The sequence below is a fragment of the Haloarcula halophila genome (genome assembly GCF_029278565.1).
Lineage (GTDB): Archaea > Halobacteriota > Halobacteria > Halobacteriales > Haloarculaceae > Haloarcula > Haloarcula halophila.
In genome coordinates this window covers 830,580-849,848 of sequence record NZ_CP119559.1, presented here as the reverse complement: position 1 = coordinate 849,848, position 19,269 = coordinate 830,580, and the positions used below count along the sequence as shown (strand labels likewise).

The following is a 19,269-nucleotide window of genomic DNA, read 5'->3' as shown; positions in this document are numbered from 1 at the left end:
TCGCCGTAGGTGGTCCACGGCAACCTTTTTCACCCTTCCAGATGTGTGTGACTAACACACATGGAGGAAGCGTATGTCCGTCTGCTCTGCCCGGAGTGTACGAAAGACTGGGAGTCGACGCCGAACGACCTTCCACGCCACGACACCGTCTTTCACTGTCCGAACTGCCACGCTAGCAGACGGCTCGCCGAATTCACCCGGACAGAGCGTGATCTCGGGACGTTGAAGCGACTCCAATAACGGTCAGTTCTCGACTGGGGAGCGTGCACCACACGCTTCACAACGCCGGATTATCGCGCCTTGCTCGCGTTCGAGCCGTGTGTCCGGCAGTCCACACTCGGGACAGAGGACGTACTGCTCGACGTACTCGTCGATTCCGTTCCCGATACGGGCGGCATCGAACGCGCCAGTCAGTCGTGCTCGCCCGCTCTCGTCGATGTGTCCGCTCGTCCCGACGTCGTTTTGCAGGAACTGCATCACGTGGTCGGGCTCCCGATCCAGTCGTCGACAGACAGCCTGGAAGTTCTCGAAGACGGTGGTGTTGCCCTCCTGGCGGACCTCCGGGTCGGGGACTTCGAACCGTTCGGAGGTCCCGTCGATCTCCGGTGTCTCCTCGATCGCCCGGTCGAGCATGCTGTCGTACTCCATACATGCGTGTGGTTACTCCCTCGATAAAAACTTTTCAGAGAACCCCAAACAGATGCCGACACGACTGTCGCAGATGCCGCGGACGTGTCCAGATAGCACGGATTTCAGCACTGGACACCGAGACGTATGGTAACCCCCGTCAAAGTAATACTATATCCTTCCAGTTGCAAGCATGTGGTGACCATGAAAAAGCAGGAGCTCATTCATCTCCACGGCCTGCTTGCACAGGTACAGAACCACTACGAACGCGAAACAGGCGACGAAGTCGAACACGACGAATACGAAACGCTGGGCGTCAAACCTACTTCTATCCACAAATCGAAGACGGACCACAAGGCTGCCGTCTCCGCCATCGCGACGGGGATCACCTCGGAGATGACTGCCGACGAGAAAGAGCCGGTTTCTGCTGCTGCGGACTGACTGGCCGTTGCGTTTTCACTCTCTCAGTTGTTCCCGTAGCTTCGCTACTCGTCGATGAGCTCCTCGAACTCCGGGAGGACGTCCTCGTCGTCCGTCTCCTCGTCACCCGTCTCGTCGGTCGCGTCGGTGTCATCGGCTTCGTCGGACTCGATCTCCTCGATTTCCAGTACTTCGAGCGGAATGTTTTCGAGCCGTTGTCCGATCTCTTTTCGGGCGATCCGTGCGGCGTGTTCGTCACGCTCGACGTTGAACACGGTCATCTCTAGTTCGAGGGCGACGAGACTCTCGTCGGCAGCGATGAACGCGGGTTCGATCGCCTCGTCACAGTGGGGACAACTCCGCCCGCCCATGTTGATCTCCACGTAGTTGAGGTCCGGGTTCAGCATCTCGCCAGTCTTGGAGATGGCGATCCGGACGGCCTCGTCACTTGTCGCCACGTCGTAGACGGGGACCGCGGCTTCGACGACAACTCTGCAGTCCATGGTGTGGTATTAGTTAGCGGACATAATGAAGGTTAGCCCGGTGACACGCACGGGGACCGTCGACTCGAAACCCCGAAGAGCGTTCGTCCCGTCCGTCCGCCCGATGGAAGAGGGACACATCGACGTGGCGTCGCTGTCGGGCGGGCTGGATCTACAGGCCACCGTCGAAAGCGGGCAGTCGTATCTGTGGGACCGCGAGGACGGCCAGATGTACGAACGGGAGGCGGCAAGCGGTGGCGACGCGTGGTACTGGACGACGGTACGCGTCGACGGCGAGCCAGTGGTCGTCCAGGCCCGCCAGACCGACGGCCGACTGGAGTGGAGGTCGACGATCGACGCCGAACCGATCCTCCGGGAACTGCTCGGACTGGGCGACGACCTCGTGGCGATCCGGGAGACGGCGACCGACGAGGCCGTCGTCGAGGAGGCCTACGACGCCTACTGGGGGATGCGCATCGTCCGGGAACCGGTCTTCCCGACGCTGATCTCGTTTATCTGCTCGGCGCAGATGCGCGTCGGCCGCATCCACGGCATGCAGCAGGCGCTCCGCCGGGAGTTCGGCGACGCCGTTACCTTCGACGGGGAGACGTACAACGCCTTTCCGACGCCCGAAACGCTGGCGGCCGCGACCGAGGGCGAACTCCGGGACCTGAGCCTCGGCTACCGCGCTCCGTACGTCCGGCGGACGGCCGAGATGGTCGCGACCGGCGAGGCCGACCCCGCCGACGCGACGGGGCGAGAGTACGAGGCCGCCCGCGAGTTCCTGACACAGTTCGTCGGCGTCGGTGAGAAGGTCGCCGACTGCGTCCTGCTGTTCTCGCTGGAGTTCCTGGAGGCGGTCCCGCTGGACACCTGGATTCGGACCACGATCGAGGAGTACTATCCCGACTGCGAGCGGGGCAACTACGCCGAAACCTCCCGAGCGATCCGGGCGGCACTGGGCGGGGAGTACGCCGGTTACACACAGACGTACCTGTTCCACTACCTCCGCTCGGGCGGCCGGGACCACTGAAGCTAACTGGGAGCCGCCGATACTGACGGCCATGTCCCGCACTCGCGCACACGTGTTCGTCTCCGGACGCGTTCAGGGCGTCTACTACCGGGCGACCACCAGAGACACCGCACGGGAACAGGGCGTCGACGGCTGGGTGAAGAACTTGGACGACGGCCGGGTCGAGGCCGTCTTCGAGGGGAACGAGGAGGTCGTCGAGGCGATGATCGACTTCTGTCACGAGGGGAGTAAACGGGCCGACGTCACGGACGTCGAGGTCACCTACGAGGACCCCGAGGGACTCGACGGGTTCGAGGTCCGCTGGTAGGTCCCCCACAGTTACGAGCGTGGCCGGCGAACGCCCGTCCATGCTCACCGGTTCCGAGATGGCCGTCGTCGACGCCAACGCGGAGGCGCTCGGCGTTCCGCGCAAACAGTTGATGGAGTCCTCGGGCCACGCACTCGCACGCGAGGTCCGTACCCACGCAGCGCCCGGCGACCGGATTACCGTCGTCGCCGGACGAGGGAACAACGGCGGGGACGCGCTGGTCGCGGCCCGGTTCCTCGACGAGTACGATCTGCGGCTCTGTCTGCTTGGGCGGCCCGAGACGATCACGACCGACATCGCACGGGAGAACTGGGAGGCACTCCAGCGCGCCGAGTACTCGACAACACAGGTCAGGGACTCCGCGGCGTTCTCGCTGTCGGACCCCGACCTCGTGGTCGACGCGATGCTCGGGACGGGTATCGCCGGCGACCTCCGGGAACCGGCGGCGACGGCGGCCCGAGCGATGAACGAAAGCGACGCGACGGTCCTCGCCGTCGACGTTCCCTCCGGACTGGACGCCGAGAGCGGGACCCTCGCCGCGAGTGCGGTCGAGGCCGATCACGTCGTGACCTTCCACGATACCAAACCGGGGCTGGACGATCTGGACGCGACGGTGACGGTCGCCGACATCGGCATCCCCGAGGCCGCCGAACTGTTCGTCGAGCGCGGCGATCTCCTCCGGCTCGACCGGGACCCCGCCAGTCACAAAGGCGACAACGGGGAAGTGCTGGTGGTCGGTGGTGGCCCCTACACCGGTGCGCCGGCACTGGCCGCCCAGTCGGCGCTCCGAGGCGGCGCCGATCTCGTCCGGGTAGTCTGTCCGGCCTCGGTCGCACGGGAGGTCCAGGGGTACAGTGAGAACCTCATCGTCCTTCCGTACGACGACGACCGCCTCGCGCCCACACACGTGGATCGGATCGCGGACCACGCCGCGTCTCACGACACGCTCGTCCTCGGTCCCGGACTCGGTGACGCCGACGAGACGCTGGACGCGGTCGCGGACCTGCTGGCGCGGTTCGACGGGACCGCCGTCGTCGACGCCGACGCGTTGCAGGTCGTTCCCGAGGTCGAGACCGACGCGGACCTGCTCTGTACGCCACACCAGGGCGAACTCCGGGCGATGGGTGGCGAGACGAGCGAGGACTGGCGTGAACGGCTGTCGCTCGTCGAATCGTTCGCCGCGGAGATCGGCGCGACGCTGCTCGTGAAGGGTCCGTACGATATCGTCTCCGACGGGAACCGGACGCGCGTCGGCCGGACCGGGAACGCGGGGATGACCGTCGGCGGGACCGGCGACGTGCTGGCGGGACTCTCCGGCGCGCTGGCCTGCGTGCAGGCTCCCATCGACGCCGCGGCGTTGGCTGCCTACGCGAACGGTGCAGCGGGGGATCGGGTCGTCGACGAACGCGGGAACGGCCTCGTCGCGACCGATCTCCTCGAAGAGATTCCGACAGTCCTCTGGGCGTAACCGCGACGACTACGCCGAGGCCCCGACGAGGTCGCCGGCCCGTGCGCGTGATTGCTCGACGATGGCGGGTCGGGCCTCGAACTCGATGACGACCTCGTCGCCGTAGTCGACGGACTCGACGTTGGCGTGGTCGTGGATCCAGGAGACGAGACTCATCGTGTCGTCGGTCATCGGGAGGACGAGCCGTTCTTCCTCGTAGTCCGGGAGTTCGTCGTCGATACGCTGGGACAACCGGTCGACGTTCGTCCCCTCGGCGGCGCTGACGGCGACGGGGTTCGGGGCCAGCGCCGAGAGTGCGGCTTTCTTGCGGTCGACTTCGTCGTCGTCGACCGCATCGGTCTTGTTCAGGACGGTGACGATCGGGGCTTCGTTGCGCTCGTAGAGCGTGTCGTGGCTCGTCACCAGTTTCTCCCGGATCTCCTCGACCGACTCGGAGACGTCGACGACGAGCAACACGAGGTCGGCCCGGTAGACCGAGTCGAGCGTCGACTTGAACGACTCGACGAGCCAGTGGGGGAGGTTCTGGATGAAGCCGACGGTGTCGGTGACCAGGACCTCCCGTTTCCCGACTTCGGCGCGTCTGGTCGTCGTCCCGAGGGTCGTGAACAGGCGGTCCTCGCTCTCGGCCGTCGTGTCCAAGTCGGGGTGTCGGTCTTCGTTCTCGTCGATGTCCAGGTCGGCGGCGAGCCGCCGCAACAGCGTCGACTTCCCGGCGTTAGTGTAGCCGGCGAGCGCGACCAGATCGAAGCCCGACTCCCGGCGCTGTTCGCGCCGGTGTTGTTCGGTCTCCTCGATGGATTCGAGTTCGTCGTTGATGCGGGCGATCTGTTTCTTGATGTCCTCTTCGCGACCCTCGTCGTACTCGCCCAGGCCCATGAAGCCCGGCCGCTCGTCGCGTTTGGCCAGGCTCGCCTTCGCCTCGGCCCGCGGGAGTTCGTAGCGCAACTCCGCCAGTTCGACCTGGAGCTGTGCTTTCCGGGTCTGTGCCCGCTGACCGAAGATCTCGATGATGAGACGGAAGCGGTCGATCACCCTGACGCCGGTCGGGAGCTTGTTCCCGATGTTGTAGGTCTGGTAGGGACCGAGCTGGTTGTCGAAGATGACGACCGTCGCCTCCTCGCGTGCGACGACGTTGCTCAGCCGGACGATCTTCCCCTCGCCCATGTGGTAGGCCGGGTCCTCCGTCCGGGTCTGGGTGATCTCGCCGGCGATCTCGTAGCCGGCTGCCCGTGTAAGCTCTCTGATCTCTGTCGTCGCTGCGGTCCCACTGTCGACCCGTTTTGCGACCACAGCGCGTTCGGTGGACTGTCTTGCTGTCACTTACCGAGGAGTATGGCCCGGGAGTATTTAAATTCAATTCGACTGTCGGATTCGAGGGGACACAAAGGTCTTAACGTGTGCCCGTCTGCTCTGGTCTATGGTCGAGTTCAACCTCCAACAGATGGGGCTCGAAGCGGGGGGCGGCGCGCTCATCGGTGGGATAATCGGGTTCGCCGCGAAGAAGATCGCGAAGCTCATCGCGATCCTCGTCGGCCTAGAACTGGCCCTGTTCAAGTTCCTCGAAACCCGTGGTATCCTCGAAGTCAACTGGTCGGCCATCGGCGGGGCCGCACAGAACGCGACGAGTTCGGCGGGTGGTGCGACGACCGGCACGCCACCGTCCTGGATCACCTCGCTGCTCTCGGCATTGCCGGTCAGTGCCGGCTTCGCGACCGGCTTCTTCGTCGGGTTCAAGAAGGGGTGACGCTACCGAGTACTGAGTTCGTCCTCGTCTTTGATTATCTGTGTCTCGGCCTGGCCGCTCGTGTGTTCGTTGACGAGGTCGTAGAAGTCGTTTTGCAGTCCCGCCGGGAAGGTCAGCACACCCACCCAGGAGCCGTCAGATTGCCACTCCTCGCGTTCGAGGTCGCCGAACTGGCGGATCTGTGCCTGCGCGCTACCCGCGTAGTCCGCCGGCACTTGGACCGCGACGGTGATCTCGTCGAACCGAATCGGGATGACGGGACGCAACGCGTCCAACGCGTCGTCGACCTGGCTCTCGACCGGTTCCATCGGATCGACCCGGAAGTCCGTCTCCTCTAGGGCCGACTCGATCCGCTCGGGCGGGTGGGGTGCGTCGTCCATCTGCGGGTTGACGGCGTTTCGCGTGATACGCTGGACGAGCTGTTTGTGCTTCTGTTCTTGCATCTCGCGGCGTTGCTCGGCCGTGATCTGGATCTCCCCTTGCTTGATGACCTCGGGGATGATCTCCAGGGGGTCCGTCGTGTCGAAGACCTCCTCTAGACTGCTCTCCGGCGGCCGGTCACCGCGAGACGCGTCCTCGAAGATGTCCTCGGCCGCGATCACGTCTTCCAGGTCCCCCTCGAACTCGTCGCGCTTGATGGCGAGGGCTGCGTCCGGGTCGACGAGTACCTCGAACCGCTGGCCGTGGGATTCGAGGCGCGCCGTCACCGCCTCTTCGAGTGATATCATACCCGGCGGTAGCGGTGGCCCATGTAAAGACCTTACTGCGATCGGCGGGGGAACGTTTTTACGGAACTCGATATATAGCTGTCATATGACAACAGGAGACGACCTGCACTGTCTGTCGTGTGGAGCCACCTTAGACCAGCGCCGGGAACACGGAGTCACCGTCGATTACTGTCCGGACTGTGGCGGGGTCTGGCTCGACCCTGGTGAACTCGAACAGCTGACGGACCACAGCAGTCACCACCACAAAGACAGGGACATCGACATCGAGATGGAGGCAGAAGAGGAAGAAGAGGAGGAAGAGGGTGGTATCCTCGGGACAATCGCCGGCGCACTCGGCGGCGAGGAAGACGAATTCGAGGAAGACGGGTTCGAGGAAGAAGGGTTCGAGGAGGAGTTCGGCGGCGAAGAAGAATTCGGCGGGGAAGAGGAGTTCTGAGCTGACCCGAGTCCCGTTTGGACCCCGTCTCCAGTGGCGTTCTTCGAGGCTACTTTTATGAGTGAGTCGGGCAAAGACAGTGACGAATGCGGTCGCTGGAACTCACCGTCGACGACGAGACCGCCAGGTCACTCGCTGTCGAGGCCGACCTGCTGGATTTCGACGAGATCGAGAGCTACCTCGGGTGGCTCGTCGCCAACCGATTCGCGGTCGAGGACGACAGCCAGCGAGGGCGCCGTCTCGGCGCGTACGCGCGCCGACGTGACGACATCGATGCCGATGCGGATGTCGCCGCTGTTGCCAGTGCCGCCGCCGGCGAGGGTGGGTTGACGATCGCCGGCGAGGAAGACACCGTCGCACGTATCGAAGACAGGGAACTGGAAGCCGCTGCGGACGCCCTGTCGTCGGTCGAGGGACAGCGCTTCGACGAGTTCGTCCAGCGAGCGGTGACCCAGACACGGGAACAGCTCGGTGACGGTCTCGGAAGTGGGATCGACTACAGCTCACGGGAGACACTCTCGGACGATAGACGACTGGGCGAGGACATCACCGACCTCGACGAACTCGACGTACCCGGCTGGGACGATGACCTCCAGGCCCGCCGCCGCCGTGCCGTCGGAGCCGCACTCGCCTATCTCAAAGACGTCGAGGAGGCGACCCGGAGCGACTTCGTCGACGAACTGTACGACGATTATCCGGCCGGCTACGCCAGCCAGCAGAGCTGGTGGTCCTGTATCAAACAGGGGCTTCGACAGGTCGACCGCGTCGATCCGGCCCGCGAGGAGAGCCGGACCTGGCGGTTCCGGACGACGCCGGGACGTGTCACACGGATCTCCTACGTATGAGCGGACTCCGGGAAAGACTGATTACACAGCCCTTGGAATCGTTTAGCAACTCCCGTGACTGAAATAACCGATCTACCATGACCGACGAGACCGACGACGGACGACTCTTCGAGTGGTATCGAACGTACATTGGGGAGCCGAACCGAGAGATCGACGTGTATCTCGGGTTCGCCCTCTTTTTCGGCGGGATCGGACTCGGGATCGGCGCGTTCGTTATCGGTGCCGCCGGGCAGTTCACCGGTGCCGGCGGCCCGCAGTCGAACTTCGTCTTCCGGGAAGCGGCCATCGCAGTGGGGATGCTCGCGCTCCCGGCGACCTTATCGAGTGTCGTCGTCTTGCTCCCGGTCGGCAAGCGCGCGATCTACGGTGCCGTCGCCGGGTCGGCGATCAGTCTCGTCGGTCTGGGACTGTTCGTCTGGGCGTACCCGTACAGCTGGGCGACCGGCTCGGGCCCGCAGTACAGCATCCACGTCCTGTTCGTCTACGGGCTCGGGCTGGCGTCGCTGCTGGCCGCGACCGGCGGTGCGCTCGTCGCGTACCACATCGACCGTGCGAAGCCACGACCCGGCGACATCCAGGCCCCGGAAGAGGAGGCAGAGGAATCCTACACCGACGAGGAGATCGAACAGGACATCGAATCCGCGATGGAAAGCGTCGATCTCACGTGGGGCGGCGTCGAACGCCACGAGGGAAGCGACCTGAAGATCACTCCCAGCGAGGGAGAAGTGGAGATGGACGTCTCCGGGATGGATGCCAGCGTCGACCGCGTCCACCGGAGTAGTGTCGACGAACAGGTCGCCGGCCTCAAGACTGTCAAAGGCGGCGAGAAAGCGACGGACCGCTCGAACTCGACCGTCGACGAACAGACGGATCAGCTGAAGAAGCTCCGGGAGCGCAAGCAGGAGGAAGCAGCCAGCGAGAGCGACGAGACTGTTCTGGAAGGTGTCCTCGGCCGGGCCGCTCGGCTACTGGGCCGATCGTAGTACATGTCAGCTTTGATCATACGCGAGTCCCGATAGCAGTTCCCGTGGCGACCCCGTATCGGGTTCGACTGCGGAAGTTCCGCGAACACCCCTCGTCAGTCGACCGATGTCCAGTCATTATCTTGGCAGATACGTACTTTTATTACACGATGTTACGCAGGTATTTGTGAGCTACTTATGGCAAAAGGCCTCGACGTCGGTACGATGAATATCATCTCCGCACAGCAAGAAGGGAACGAGACGGTCTTCGTCCAACAGCGAAACTCCTTCGTAGAAATCGAGTACAGCGACATGGCGGAGCAGATGCTCTCCCGGTCGGACGTACTCCACATCCGCAAGGACGACGACGTCTACGTGCTTGGCGACGACGCCCTGAACTTCGCGAACATCTTCAACCAGGAGACACGCCGCCCGATGTCACAGGGGATCCTCTCCTCTGACGAGAAGTCCGCGATCCCGATGATGAAGCTCATCATCGAACAGGTCGTCGGTTCGCCGGAGTACCCCAACGAGAAGCTGTTCTTCTCCTCGCCGGCCGACCCGATGGACTCGGACCTGTCGACGCTGTACCACCAGAAGACCATCGAGTCGTTCCTCGACGACATGGGGTACGACGCCGAACCCATCAACGAGGGGATGGCGGTCATCTACTCCGACCTCGCCGACAACGACTTCACCGGGCTGGGGATCAGCTTCGGTGCCGGGATGACCAACGTCTGCCTGTCGTACTACGCCGTTCCCGTGATGAAGTTCTCCGTCGCCCGCGGTGGCGACTGGGTCGACGAACAGGCCGCCCAGGCGACCGGGACACAGGTCGACAAGGTCACTTCGATCAAAGAGGACGACTTCGAACTCGACTTCGAGACCGATGTCGGCGGTGTCGAAGGCGCCCTCTCGATCTACTACGAGAACCTGTTGGACTACGTCATCGAAAAGATCGCACAGGAAGTCGACGAGGAAGACATCGAGGAGGGACTCGACGTCCCCGTTGTCGTCACCGGCGGGACCTCCTCACCGAATGGCTTCACGAAACTGTTCAAACAGCACCTCGACGACGCCGACATTCCGTTCTCGATCAGCGAAGTCCGTCACGCCGACGAACCGATGTACAGCGTCTCGCGCGGTGCCCTCGTCGCCGCTCGCTCGGACGAAGAAGAGCAACGCGACTCGGGCAACGCTGCCGACGAAGAGGAAGTCGAAGCCCAATCTGACGACTGAGGCGAGTCGAGGCCCGCCCGGGTTCGGGTGGCCGCCTGTTTTCCCCGCCCACCATCCCCCTCGCAGAAAAGCGTTCGACCGGAACACGAGGGACTGATCGCGGTGGAGGGTTCAGTTGCCTGCGTCGGCAGACGCCGGCTCCCTGCTCTCGTCGGACGGTGGGTCCTCGGCGGAGTCGTCGTCGACAGTGTCGCCGGTCTCTGTCGTCTCACGGTCGGCTGCCATGTCGTCAGTGTCGTCACCGGCTTCGGATTCTCCCGTCTCCCGATCCGGCTCTTCCGCTGTCGTCTCTGCCCCGTCCGTCACCGTCGAAAACACGTCGGTATCCGAGATCTCCGTGACCTTCTTGACCGTCTGTTTCTGGTCGTTGAACCGGTCCAGTGCGTCGTCCCAGGACTCACGTCGACGGCTCTCGCTCTTGTGGTCGACGGGGACCCCCAGGTACGAACAGTTCCCACACGCTACCGTCTCCGAATCGCCGAGTCGATAGGATTCGAGCGGGTCCCCACACCGTGGACAGTCCATACCCGACGGTTTGCGACCCGGCGGTTTAATTCTAGCGCCGGTGTCGGTTGAACGATTGGTTACTCGGGCTGGTCCTCGTCTTCGTCCTCGCTATCGGAGCCCGCCAGGTCGCCCGATTCGATGTGGGCCGCTTTCTCGTCGTCGGTCAGTTCGTGGAAGGTCTCCGTTTCGACGTCGATCGTCGCGACGCCGATCCCCTCCGGCGAGAGTCCGTCTTCGGCGACCGAGGCCAGCGCTTCGAGCGCGAGGTCGACGCCGGCGTCCAGTTCCATCCCCTCGTCGTAGTGTTCTTCGAGGTAGTCGCGGATGTCACCCCGGTCGGCACCGACAGCCAGTGCCTTCCACTCGTAGGGCGTCCCCGACGGATCGGTCTCGTAGAGCCGGGGTTCGCCGTCGGCGATCCCGCCGATGATGAGCGCGACGCCGAACGGTCTGGCGCCGCCGACCTGCGTGTACTGCTGGATGTAGTCGGTGATCTCTTTGGTGAGTGTCTCGACGCCGACCGGCTCGCCGTACCGGAGCTGGTTGACCTGTGCCTGTCGTCGAGCGAGATCGATCAGTTGTCGAGCGTCGGCGACGTGGCCGGCCGAGGCGATCCCGATGTGGTCGTCTGCCTTGTGGATCTTCTCGACCGAGGACCGCTCCATCAGTGGCGAGCGGATACGCTTGTCGACGGCGAGTACGACGCCGTCGGCCGTCCGGACACCGATGCTCGCGGTGCCGCGCTTGACGGCTTCGCGTGCGTATTCGACTTGATAGAGACGGCCGTCCGGAGAGAAGATTGTGATCCCGCGGTCGTACGCCTGCTGTTGGTTTTGTCCCTGCATAGTTATTTGAGATCGAGTTCGGTCGCCCCCGCGAACGCGTCGTCCGTCCGGACATCGATCCGACGACCCCGAACGACTGCGTTCCGTGTCACGTCCTCGAACACGACCTGTCTCTGGGCGGAAGGTTCCGCCGGCCCGCGTATATACTTTTCTTCACAGGCACGCATCGTCCCGCTGATTCCACGGACTCGGATACCGACGTGTTCCCCGTCGATGCCTCCGAGCGCTGTGAGCGCGGAGCGCGCCTCGTCGACCCGGCCCCTGCGGACACGGACGATCGCGTGACCCGCCCCCTCGGCGAAGGCAAAGTCGACGACGTTCATGTCCGTCTTTGCGCTCCCGATATCACCGAGGAGGTTCTGTGCTGCGTACCACACCGAGCGCTGGAACGACCGCCTGTCGATCTCGGTGTCGGGCCAGCTCTCGATGGCGACGGCTAGATACCGCCAGCGCGGACGGAGGTGCTTGGGGAGGTGTTTCATCGGCCACACCCCTCCGAGAAACCGACCCAGTATGCCATACCCGGCACTGGGGACAGCGGGCACAAGAACACGTCGGTGTCGACCGTTACGGGAGTCCGACGGTCTGTGAGTTGTCCGTGTCGTCGATGTCGGGTCGCCCCTCGTCGATGGCCGACCGGCCGGAGAAGAGGTAGCCGGCGACCAGGAAGTCCAAGACGGCCTCGACGACGAACAGCAGGTCACTCGTCAGCAACATCCAGCCGAGCGACAGGAGTCCAACCAGGACGAGTCCACCCCCACCGAGGCCCCGCCCCCAGTTGCCGTTTGTAAATATCCCGTACGCTGCGACCATGAGGATGCCACCCAGTACGACACTGAGTCCGGCAAAGACCAGCGCCAGCAGAACCGGACTGCTGGTGCCGGTGAGAAGACCGTGGTAGACCATGGTCCCGTGCACCAGCTGTCGGCCCCCCTCAAGGGCCATGAATCCCCCTGCGACCGTTACCCCGAACGGTCGACTCACCTTTTGCACCATGGACTCGTGTATTCGTCGCGCGGATAAAAATCCTTTCGCCCGTTGTCTGGAATTTACGGACAGCGAAGGCCGCATAGCCCGCGTTTCGACTGTTCGGGGAACCCAACGAACTACTCGTCGATACTGACACCTGGCTCGATGAACCGGTCCGAGCGGCGCTCGCGGTTCCGGTCGACGAGACGGCCCCATTCGGCGAGGCCGTCCTCCATCTCCGTCGGCTCGAAGCCGATGCGTTCACCGAGTGTGACGAGATCTCGCGGAGCCCGGAGTTCGAGGTGATTCGACGGGTCGACAGAGACGACGTAGGGTGCGTCGGCGTCCTCGACGAGGTCCCGGAGTTTGCGCAGCCCCTGGATCGCACGGACCCGGCTCCCGCCGGACTGGCCGACGACCGCCCCGAGCGAGAATTCGACTCTGACACCGTTGTCGGCGGCGGCCGTCGCGAGCACGTGGTTGAAATCGCCGCTTCCCCGCATCGGATGGGCCAACACGTCCACTGCGGGTTGCTCGACCGCGAACCGGTTCATCGCGGTCGTCCCACCGTGGACGGCGACGATCGTCCGGTCGGGTCGGTAGTTCCCGAGGAACCCGCTCGCACGGGAGGGATCGTCGGCCCTGATCTCGATCCCGGTCGCCACGTCGATGTCGTAGGCGTCGGCGATCCGTCCGGGATCGTAGGACGCCTGATTGTCGCCGTGGTTCCGGACGACGATGCCGTCGTAGCCGTACTCGCTGGCTGTCAGCGCCTGTCGGGCGACCGTACTCTCACCGTCCGGGCGGGCGTGGATGGCCTCGTACATCACAGTTCCTCGAACAGTTCGCGGGCGTTGGCCACGGCGTGTTCCCGTTTCGCCGGGTACGCCTCGACCTTTGCCCGGAGTGTGATGCCGTCACCGCGGGTGACCTCCCCGCGGAAAGCGGCCTGCTTGTCGAACGTGAGGAAAAACGAGCAGTTGTCGTCGACCCGGTCGTCGAGTTCCGCTTTCACCGCGTCGATGTCCGAAAGCGTCGCGACCTGTGAGAGCACGTGACGGATCTCGTCGGCGTTCTCAACGCGAGCCGAGAGGACGACGATTCGGTCGCCGTAGTGACCCTCGCTCTGGGATCGCTCGATCGGGTACTCTTCGGGGAGAAACGTCCGAAGCGCGTCCTCGACCCGCCGGTCGTCCTCGGTCGCATAACAGAACGTCCGGAGATCGACGTAGTGGAACGGAACCGACGACATCGAGCCTTACTCCGCTGCTTCGAGGTTGTCTTCGGGAACGCCCTGTTCCTGACCGTCCTCGAAGGAGACCGTGTAGTTGGCGTCGCCGAACATGGTCTCGACGACCTGTGTGACGGTTCCCTCCTGGCCGTCGTAGTCACTGTGCTCGTCGTGCAGAATCACGGTATCGTCCTCTTCGAATGCCATGGGCGGCGGTACTCGGTGACTGCTCAAAAAGGGACTGATTCGCGCCGGTGAGGGTGTCGAAGACTTATAACGGCCTCCGCCGTACCCCCTCGTATGACCTGCTCTTCGCTCCCTCTCGGACAGTCGTTGGGACCGCCATGCCAGCCAGTCCGTGACGACCACTGATGACCGTCGACAACCTCTGGTATCTCTCGGACGTGGCCAGCCAGGAGGCCGAACAGACGTACCACCACCTGCTGGAGGAGTACGATCCAGCCGTCGAGTTCAGCCGCCACCGGCGCGTCTCCAGGCCGCGCTTCCGGACGGTCGCGGAAGCCGCCCGCGACCACGGGGCACCGTACGGGGCACACACGCTGGTCTACCGACCCGACGGTGCCCTCCTGTTGGTCCGTCACGAGGGCGTCGACAAGTGGGTGCTCCCGGGTGGCGAACTCGACGGGAGCGAGTCGTTCCGGGAGGCCGCGCTGCGGGAACTCTCCGAGGAGGGCGGTATCGAAGGGACGATCGAGGGACTCGGACTCCTGGGCCGCGTCGAGTTCTACTACGACGACAACATGGCCTGGGGCGTCCTCCCCGTCTTCGAGACCCGTGCGGAGACGACGACCCCACGAGTGGCGGACCCGGACCAGGAGATCAGCGACGCCCAGTGGTTCGACGAACTCCCGGACGACACCCGCGATCGCGAGGAGATCCAGCAGTGGCGTGATCGTCGGTTCCGCTGATCGTCCGAATACCACCGTCGTCCCCTACTCGGGGCCGAAGGACTGCCCCTCGCGGGCGTCGGCGTCGAGTCGTCGGACCGTCGCCCGGGCGTTGCTGGCGTCGTAGCCGAACAGCACGGTCTCGGCGTACTCGCCGGCCACCTCGGCTGCTTTGCTCAGGTCGTCGATGTCGACGTCGACGGCGTACAACTCGATGCTGAACGGACCGCCGAGTTCGTCGCGGAACCCCTTCGCGAGGATCTCCAGCCAGTAGGTCGTCGAGTAGGCCATATCGTAAATCGGAACGACGAACTCGTCGACGAACTCGCCGACGGCGTCGACGTCGAGGCCGCTCCGGGCTTCGAGGTGGCCGGGGTACGGGTCGGGATACAGCGTGAGATAGAGGTCACCGGGGACCCGCTCGCGGGCGTCGGCGACGAACTCGGTGATGACGTTCGTCCGCCAGGCCGACCATTCCTCGAAGTCGCTCTCCGCGAAGAGTCGCTCACACCGGTCGCAGTAGCAGTACTCCTCGCGTGGAAAGCCGACATCGTCGAGACGGACGTCACCGTTTACCTCGGCGGCGTCGGCGATGATATCGAGGAGGCCGTCCCGATAGCGCTCGTGGGTCGGACAGACGTAGGTCCAGTCGAAGTACGGTTCGTTCCGGGTGGCTGCAGTCCCTTCGTCGTCGAAGGCCAGCAACTCATCCTCGCCTTCGACGGCGTTGTCCCCGAAACACGATACCATGTTGACCGCGCCCGCGATGGGTTCGGCCGCCCGGCCGGTCACGTCCTTGACCTCGTAGAAGGCTCGGTCGAACTCCGACCACGCTGTCTCCTCTTCGTTTCGCGTGACGACGCCGTACATGGCGACGCATAGGTCACTCACCCCGGTAAGGGTTCGGAAACGTGTTTGGGAGCGATACTGCTGTCAACGACTGTAGGCGTACGCGAGGCCGATGACCCCGACGAGGGCGATGAGCCCGAGTAGTTTCTTCGACATCGTTCCACCGTACACGACCTGTATATAAAGAACTATCGGCTGAGTGGGGGATCTCGCTCAGTCGTCGGCTCCGGGACTGTCTGTCGGACCCGCCGCTGTGTCGTGGGTCCCGACCGGTGGCCGGTTCACGGCCGCTGCCTGGGAGGTCTCCGGGTCGGTCCCGTCCGTGTCGTCGATCTCGATCTCGTCCATCCCGCCCTCGTCGCGAGCGTCCTGGTCGATCCGCATCGAACAGAACTCGACACCACACATCGAACAGAACCGGGCCGTCTCGTAGTTGTCCCCCGGGAGCGTCTGATCGTGGAACGCCCGCGCTCGCTCCGGGTCCAGCGCCAGTTCGAACTGTCGCTGCCAGTCGAAGGCGTACCGTGCTTCCGAGAGCGCGTCGTCCCACTCGCGGGCACCCTCGCGGCCGTTCGCCACGTCGGCGGCGTGGGCAGCGATCCGATACGCTGCGAGTCCGTCGCGGACGTCCTCGGCGTCGGGGAGACCGAGGTGTTCTTTCGGGGTGACGTAACACAGCATCGCCGCGCCGGCCCGTGCCGCTTCCGTGGCACCGATGGCACTGGTGATGTGGTCGTACCCGGGCGCGATGTCGGTCACGAGCGGCCCGAGGACGTAGAACGGTGCGCCGTCACAGACTGACTGCTGACGTTCGACCTGCCCGGCGATCTCGTCCATCGGAACGTGACCCGGCCCCTCGACCATGACCTGGACGCCGTGGTCCCAGGCCCGCCGTGTGAGTTCGCCCAGCGTCTCCAGTTCCGCGTACTGTGCCGGATCGCCGGCGTCGGCCAACGAACCCGGACGCAGTCCGTCACCGAGACTGATCGTCACGTCGTACTCGGACAGGATCGCACAGATCTCGTCGAACGCCGTGTACAGCGGGTTCTCGGCCTGGTTGTCCTCCATCCACTTCGCCAGGATCGACCCGCCACGGGAGACGATCCCGGTGGTACGGCCGTCGGTCAGCGGCAGGTGTTCCAGTCGGACGCCGGCGTGGATCGTCATGTAGTCGACCCCCTGCTGGGCCTGCTTCTCGATCACCGACAGCAACCGCTCTGTCGTCAACTCGGTCGGGTCCTCGACCCGTGTGACCGCCTCGTAGATCGGGACGGTCCCGATCGGGACCGGTGAGTGGGCCAGGTTCGCGGTCCGGATCTCGTCGAGATCGCTGCCCGTCGAGAGGTCCATCACGGTGTCGGCCCCGTGGTGGACGGCCGTGTGGAGTTTCTCCAGTTCGGTCTCCGAATCGCCCGACTCCTCGCTGTTTCCGATGTTCGCGTTCACTTTCGTGGCGAACTCACGGCCGATCACCATCGGGTCCAGACGATCGTGGTTGACGTTCGTGGGGATCACGGCCTGCCCGTCGGCGACCTGTTGCCGGACGAACTCGGGATCGACCCGCTCGCGTTCGGCGACCCGTTCCATCGCGTCGGTGATCGTTCCCGCCCTGGCGGCATCGAGTTGCGTCATGTACCACTAGGTAATATCACTAGGTAATAAATGTACCGTCGGCTGACACTCCGTCCACGCGCGATACGACGAGACGCCCATCGAAGCTACCGGTCGTGTGCCCAGAACTCGTCTTCGACCGTCACTTCCTTCTTGAACAGCGGGACCTCCTCCTTGAGGCGGTTGATCCCGTCTTCGACGGCGCGGAACGCCTCCCCCCGGTGGCCCGCCAGCACGACCACGAAGACGATGTCCTCGCCGGCCTTGACGACACCGGTCTTGTGGTGGAGGGCAACGGCGTAGACGCCGTCGCGGTCCTCTAGTGAACGCTGTAACTCTGCCATCCGGTCGGCGGCGACCTCGTCGTAGCGCTCGAACTCCAGGAACTCCGTCGGCGGGTCGTCGGGACTGTCCCGTGCTCGAACCCGCCCGGTGAACGTGGCGATCGCTCCGGCGCGATCCTCGTCCGCGGAGCGCTTTACTTCCCCGACTAGCGCCTCCAGCGTAACGTACGGGTCGCGGTCCAGCATGGCGTCGACGACAGCATCGAGATCGGCCGCGCCACCGCTGTCGGCGCGGTGGACGACCGGGTCGGCCGCCTCGCGGTCGCCCAGGACGACCTTCGGGATCGACGCGTCGCTGTACCCTTCGACCAGCGCGTAGTCGTACTCCGGGGCCAGTTCGTCCAGTGTCTCGGTCAGCGACCGCTGCTCGCCGGTCGCGAACCACGCCCCGTCGTCGGTCAGCGCGACGGTCTCGCTGGCACCAGCACCGCGGTGGCGGGCGGTGTCTTTCCCCTCCGTGTCGACGTCCGGCGGATGGGTACAGTGTTTGACCGTCGCGACCCGCCCGCGCTCGGAGAGTCGCTCGGTCAGCCGCTCGACGAGGGTGGTCTTCCCGGCGTCGGAGTGGCCGACGATTCCCAGGACCTGCATGTGACCGTCTATCGGACGCGAACAGGTATGTGTTTCCGAACGCGGTCAGGGCCGTTCGACCGACTTCTCGACGACCTCGACCCCCTCGATGGCTGTCCCGGGGTACTGGCCGTCGTCGTCTTTCTCGTTCGCCTTCACCATATCCCAGACGACGTTCAGTCCCGTCGTGACGCCTTCGAGAGCCTCCATCTCACAGCCGGTCTTGCCGACCGTCTCGACGGCGACGGTGAGTTCTACCCGGTCGTCGCCGACCGAGAACTCCGTCTCGACGTTCGTGATGGGGATCTGGTGGCACATCGGGATCGTCTCCCAGGTGTGTTTGACCGCCTGGATGGCACCGATCCGGGCGGTCGTCAACACGTCACCCTTCTCCACGTCGTCGGCCTCGATAGCTGCGAGCGTCCCGTCGGTCAGTCGAATCGCGCCCCGGGCGACGGCCCGGCGCTCGCTTTCGGCTTTCTCACCGACATCGACCATCTGGGCGTCGCCGTCCTCGTCGACGTGTGTGAACTCCTCGGTCATGGTCGCCGCTAGCGCGACTGGCCTCAAAACCGTGCGGGTCTGGTCACTGCCGGACGAGGCCGAGCAGGTGCCCGACCGCCGGCGCGATCAGTTCTTCCGTCCCAGTCCGGGCAGCGTTCTCGCTGCCGGGGAGGCAGAACACGAGTCGGTCCCCGACGACACCGGCGGTCGCACGGGATGCCATCGCCATCGGGCCGACCTCCTCGTAGGACAGCCAGCGGAACAGCTCCCCGAAACCGGGGATCGAGCGATCGAAGAGGTCCCCGACCGCGTCGACGGTCACGTCGTCGGCGGTGAGGCCGGTCCCGCCGGTCGTGACCACTACGTCGGCGCCGTCGTCGAGCAACCCGGCGACGGCCTCGGCGATGGCGTCCGCGTCGTCGGTGACGAGCCGACGATCGGTGACCTCGTGGCCTGCGTCTCCACAGACGGTCTCGACTGTGTCACCGCTGGGATCGTCCGCTAGTGTCCGCGAGGACGAGACAGTCAGGACGCCGATATCGACCGTTTCACGGTCGTCTCCGTGGTGGTCGTGATTGTCGTGGTCGGTGTGCTCGTGGCGGTTTTGCGTGTGATCGTGATCGCCGTGGTCGTCTCCCAT

At 64.6% G+C, this 19,269-nt stretch carries 27 protein-coding genes; 11 read left to right on the top strand and 16 right to left on the bottom strand.

Annotated elements, in window-relative coordinates; translation table 11 throughout:
• Nucleotides 1-60: 60 nt before the first annotated feature.
• A complete protein-coding gene (locus P0204_RS04490) occupies nt 61-240 on the top strand; it encodes a DUF7836 family putative zinc-binding protein (RefSeq protein WP_276222052.1) in 180 nt (59 codons plus the stop codon).
• 3 nt (nt 241-243) lie between these two features.
• Here the strand turns inward: P0204_RS04490 and P0204_RS04485 are convergent, their stop codons facing one another.
• On the bottom strand, nt 244-648 hold the full coding sequence (locus P0204_RS04485) for a translation initiation factor IF-2 subunit beta (RefSeq protein WP_276222050.1): 405 nt from the start codon (nt 646-648) through the stop codon (nt 244-246).
• 183 nt (nt 649-831) lie between these two features.
• Between P0204_RS04485 and P0204_RS04480 the strand changes: the two genes are divergently transcribed.
• Nucleotides 832-1,068 carry a UPF0058 family protein gene (locus P0204_RS04480; RefSeq protein ID WP_276222048.1) on the top strand — a complete coding sequence of 79 codons (237 nt, stop codon included), beginning with the start codon at nt 832-834 and terminating at the stop codon, nt 1,066-1,068.
• Nucleotides 1,069-1,112: 44 nt separating this feature from the next.
• On the opposite strand, the gene P0204_RS04475 is transcribed toward P0204_RS04480, so the two are convergent.
• The gene (locus P0204_RS04475; RefSeq protein WP_276222046.1) at nt 1,113-1,550 is read right to left on the bottom strand and encodes a DUF555 domain-containing protein; all 438 of its coding nucleotides are present in this window, start codon (nt 1,548-1,550) and stop codon (nt 1,113-1,115) included.
• Between the two features lie 103 nt (nt 1,551-1,653).
• Between P0204_RS04475 and P0204_RS04470 the strand changes: the two genes are divergently transcribed.
• From P0204_RS04470 to P0204_RS04460, 3 genes are read left to right on the top strand one after another with little or no spacing between them, the layout of a single operon-like run.
• A complete protein-coding gene (locus P0204_RS04470; protein ID WP_276222044.1) occupies nt 1,654-2,562 on the top strand; it encodes a DNA-3-methyladenine glycosylase family protein in 909 nt (302 codons plus the stop codon).
• 31 nt (nt 2,563-2,593) lie between these two features.
• Complete coding sequence (locus P0204_RS04465; RefSeq protein ID WP_276222042.1) at nt 2,594-2,869, top strand: acylphosphatase; 276 nt, start codon at nt 2,594-2,596, stop codon at nt 2,867-2,869.
• A gap of 40 nt (nt 2,870-2,909) precedes the next feature.
• Nucleotides 2,910-4,337: an NAD(P)H-hydrate dehydratase gene (locus tag P0204_RS04460; RefSeq protein ID WP_276222039.1), complete on the top strand. Its 1,428-nt coding sequence runs from the start codon at nt 2,910-2,912 to the stop codon at nt 4,335-4,337.
• 9 nt (nt 4,338-4,346) lie between these two features.
• Here the strand turns inward: P0204_RS04460 and hflX are convergent, their stop codons facing one another.
• On the bottom strand, nt 4,347-5,657 hold the full coding sequence (gene hflX, locus P0204_RS04455) for a GTPase HflX (protein WP_276222037.1): 1,311 nt from the start codon (nt 5,655-5,657) through the stop codon (nt 4,347-4,349).
• A gap of 97 nt (nt 5,658-5,754) precedes the next feature.
• Here hflX and P0204_RS04450 point away from each other — a divergent pair, with 97 nt between their 5' ends.
• Nucleotides 5,755-6,081, top strand: coding sequence for an FUN14 domain-containing protein (locus tag P0204_RS04450; protein ID WP_276222035.1), 327 nt, complete (start codon nt 5,755-5,757; stop codon nt 6,079-6,081).
• A 2-nt stretch (nt 6,082-6,083) separates the two neighbouring features.
• Here P0204_RS04450 and P0204_RS04445 read toward each other — a convergent pair whose 3' ends face one another.
• Entirely contained in the window at nt 6,084-6,809 is a 726-nt protein-coding gene (locus P0204_RS04445; protein ID WP_276222033.1) for a ribosome assembly factor SBDS, read from the bottom strand.
• 85 nt (nt 6,810-6,894) lie between these two features.
• Here P0204_RS04445 and P0204_RS04440 point away from each other — a divergent pair, with 85 nt between their 5' ends.
• The 4 genes from P0204_RS04440 to P0204_RS04425 all read left to right on the top strand — a co-directional run bounded on the left by P0204_RS04440 (nt 6,895) and on the right by P0204_RS04425 (nt 10,291).
• Nucleotides 6,895-7,245 carry a TFIIB-type zinc ribbon-containing protein gene (locus tag P0204_RS04440; protein ID WP_276222030.1) on the top strand — a complete coding sequence of 117 codons (351 nt, stop codon included), beginning with the start codon at nt 6,895-6,897 and terminating at the stop codon, nt 7,243-7,245.
• Nucleotides 7,246-7,331: 86 nt separating this feature from the next.
• The gene (locus tag P0204_RS04435; protein WP_276222029.1) at nt 7,332-8,090 is read left to right on the top strand and encodes a hypothetical protein; all 759 of its coding nucleotides are present in this window, start codon (nt 7,332-7,334) and stop codon (nt 8,088-8,090) included.
• A gap of 77 nt (nt 8,091-8,167) precedes the next feature.
• Nucleotides 8,168-9,073: a cell division protein CdpA domain-containing protein gene (locus P0204_RS04430; RefSeq protein WP_276222027.1), complete on the top strand. Its 906-nt coding sequence runs from the start codon at nt 8,168-8,170 to the stop codon at nt 9,071-9,073.
• Between the two features lie 177 nt (nt 9,074-9,250).
• Complete coding sequence (locus P0204_RS04425) at nt 9,251-10,291, top strand: disk-shape morphogenesis protein volactin (RefSeq protein ID WP_276222025.1); 1,041 nt, start codon at nt 9,251-9,253, stop codon at nt 10,289-10,291.
• A 111-nt stretch (nt 10,292-10,402) separates the two neighbouring features.
• On the opposite strand, the gene P0204_RS04420 is transcribed toward P0204_RS04425, so the two are convergent.
• The 7 genes from P0204_RS04420 to P0204_RS04390 all read right to left on the bottom strand — a co-directional run bounded on the left by P0204_RS04420 (nt 10,403) and on the right by P0204_RS04390 (nt 14,050).
• On the bottom strand, nt 10,403-10,816 hold the full coding sequence (locus P0204_RS04420) for a TFIIB-type zinc ribbon-containing protein (protein WP_276222023.1): 414 nt from the start codon (nt 10,814-10,816) through the stop codon (nt 10,403-10,405).
• Nucleotides 10,817-10,875: 59 nt separating this feature from the next.
• Complete coding sequence (psmA, locus tag P0204_RS04415) at nt 10,876-11,643, bottom strand: archaeal proteasome endopeptidase complex subunit alpha (RefSeq protein WP_276222021.1); 768 nt, start codon at nt 11,641-11,643, stop codon at nt 10,876-10,878.
• A 2-nt stretch (nt 11,644-11,645) separates the two neighbouring features.
• The gene (locus P0204_RS04410) at nt 11,646-12,125 is read right to left on the bottom strand and encodes an Rpp14/Pop5 family protein (protein WP_276222020.1); all 480 of its coding nucleotides are present in this window, start codon (nt 12,123-12,125) and stop codon (nt 11,646-11,648) included.
• An 85-nt stretch (nt 12,126-12,210) separates the two neighbouring features.
• A complete protein-coding gene (locus P0204_RS04405) occupies nt 12,211-12,561 on the bottom strand; it encodes a hypothetical protein (protein WP_276222018.1) in 351 nt (116 codons plus the stop codon).
• Nucleotides 12,562-12,749: 188 nt separating this feature from the next.
• On the bottom strand, nt 12,750-13,439 hold the full coding sequence (locus tag P0204_RS04400; RefSeq protein ID WP_276222017.1) for an RNase P subunit p30 family protein: 690 nt from the start codon (nt 13,437-13,439) through the stop codon (nt 12,750-12,752).
• Nucleotides 13,439-13,864 carry an RNA-binding protein gene (locus P0204_RS04395; protein WP_276222015.1) on the bottom strand — a complete coding sequence of 142 codons (426 nt, stop codon included), beginning with the start codon at nt 13,862-13,864 and terminating at the stop codon, nt 13,439-13,441. The genes P0204_RS04400 and P0204_RS04395 overlap by 1 nt, the downstream gene beginning before the upstream one ends.
• A gap of 6 nt (nt 13,865-13,870) precedes the next feature.
• A complete protein-coding gene (locus tag P0204_RS04390; protein WP_276222014.1) occupies nt 13,871-14,050 on the bottom strand; it encodes a DUF1918 domain-containing protein in 180 nt (59 codons plus the stop codon).
• Nucleotides 14,051-14,211: 161 nt separating this feature from the next.
• On the opposite strand from P0204_RS04390, the gene P0204_RS04385 reads away from it, so the two are divergent.
• Nucleotides 14,212-14,772: an NUDIX hydrolase gene (locus tag P0204_RS04385; protein ID WP_276223320.1), complete on the top strand. Its 561-nt coding sequence runs from the start codon at nt 14,212-14,214 to the stop codon at nt 14,770-14,772.
• Nucleotides 14,773-14,796: 24 nt separating this feature from the next.
• On the opposite strand, the gene P0204_RS04380 is transcribed toward P0204_RS04385, so the two are convergent.
• The 5 genes from P0204_RS04380 to P0204_RS04360 all read right to left on the bottom strand — a co-directional run bounded on the left by P0204_RS04380 (nt 14,797) and on the right by P0204_RS04360 (nt 19,269).
• Complete coding sequence (locus P0204_RS04380; protein ID WP_276222012.1) at nt 14,797-15,621, bottom strand: hypothetical protein; 825 nt, start codon at nt 15,619-15,621, stop codon at nt 14,797-14,799.
• Nucleotides 15,622-15,813: 192 nt separating this feature from the next.
• On the bottom strand, nt 15,814-17,232 hold the full coding sequence (gene thiC, locus P0204_RS04375) for a phosphomethylpyrimidine synthase ThiC (protein WP_276222010.1): 1,419 nt from the start codon (nt 17,230-17,232) through the stop codon (nt 15,814-15,816).
• An 86-nt stretch (nt 17,233-17,318) separates the two neighbouring features.
• On the bottom strand, nt 17,319-18,146 hold the full coding sequence (locus P0204_RS04370; RefSeq protein WP_276222009.1) for a molybdopterin synthase: 828 nt from the start codon (nt 18,144-18,146) through the stop codon (nt 17,319-17,321).
• 45 nt (nt 18,147-18,191) lie between these two features.
• The gene (gene moaC / locus P0204_RS04365) at nt 18,192-18,668 is read right to left on the bottom strand and encodes a cyclic pyranopterin monophosphate synthase MoaC (RefSeq protein ID WP_276222007.1); all 477 of its coding nucleotides are present in this window, start codon (nt 18,666-18,668) and stop codon (nt 18,192-18,194) included.
• A gap of 43 nt (nt 18,669-18,711) precedes the next feature.
• The gene (locus P0204_RS04360) at nt 18,712-19,269 is read right to left on the bottom strand and encodes a MogA/MoaB family molybdenum cofactor biosynthesis protein (protein WP_276222005.1); all 558 of its coding nucleotides are present in this window, start codon (nt 19,267-19,269) and stop codon (nt 18,712-18,714) included.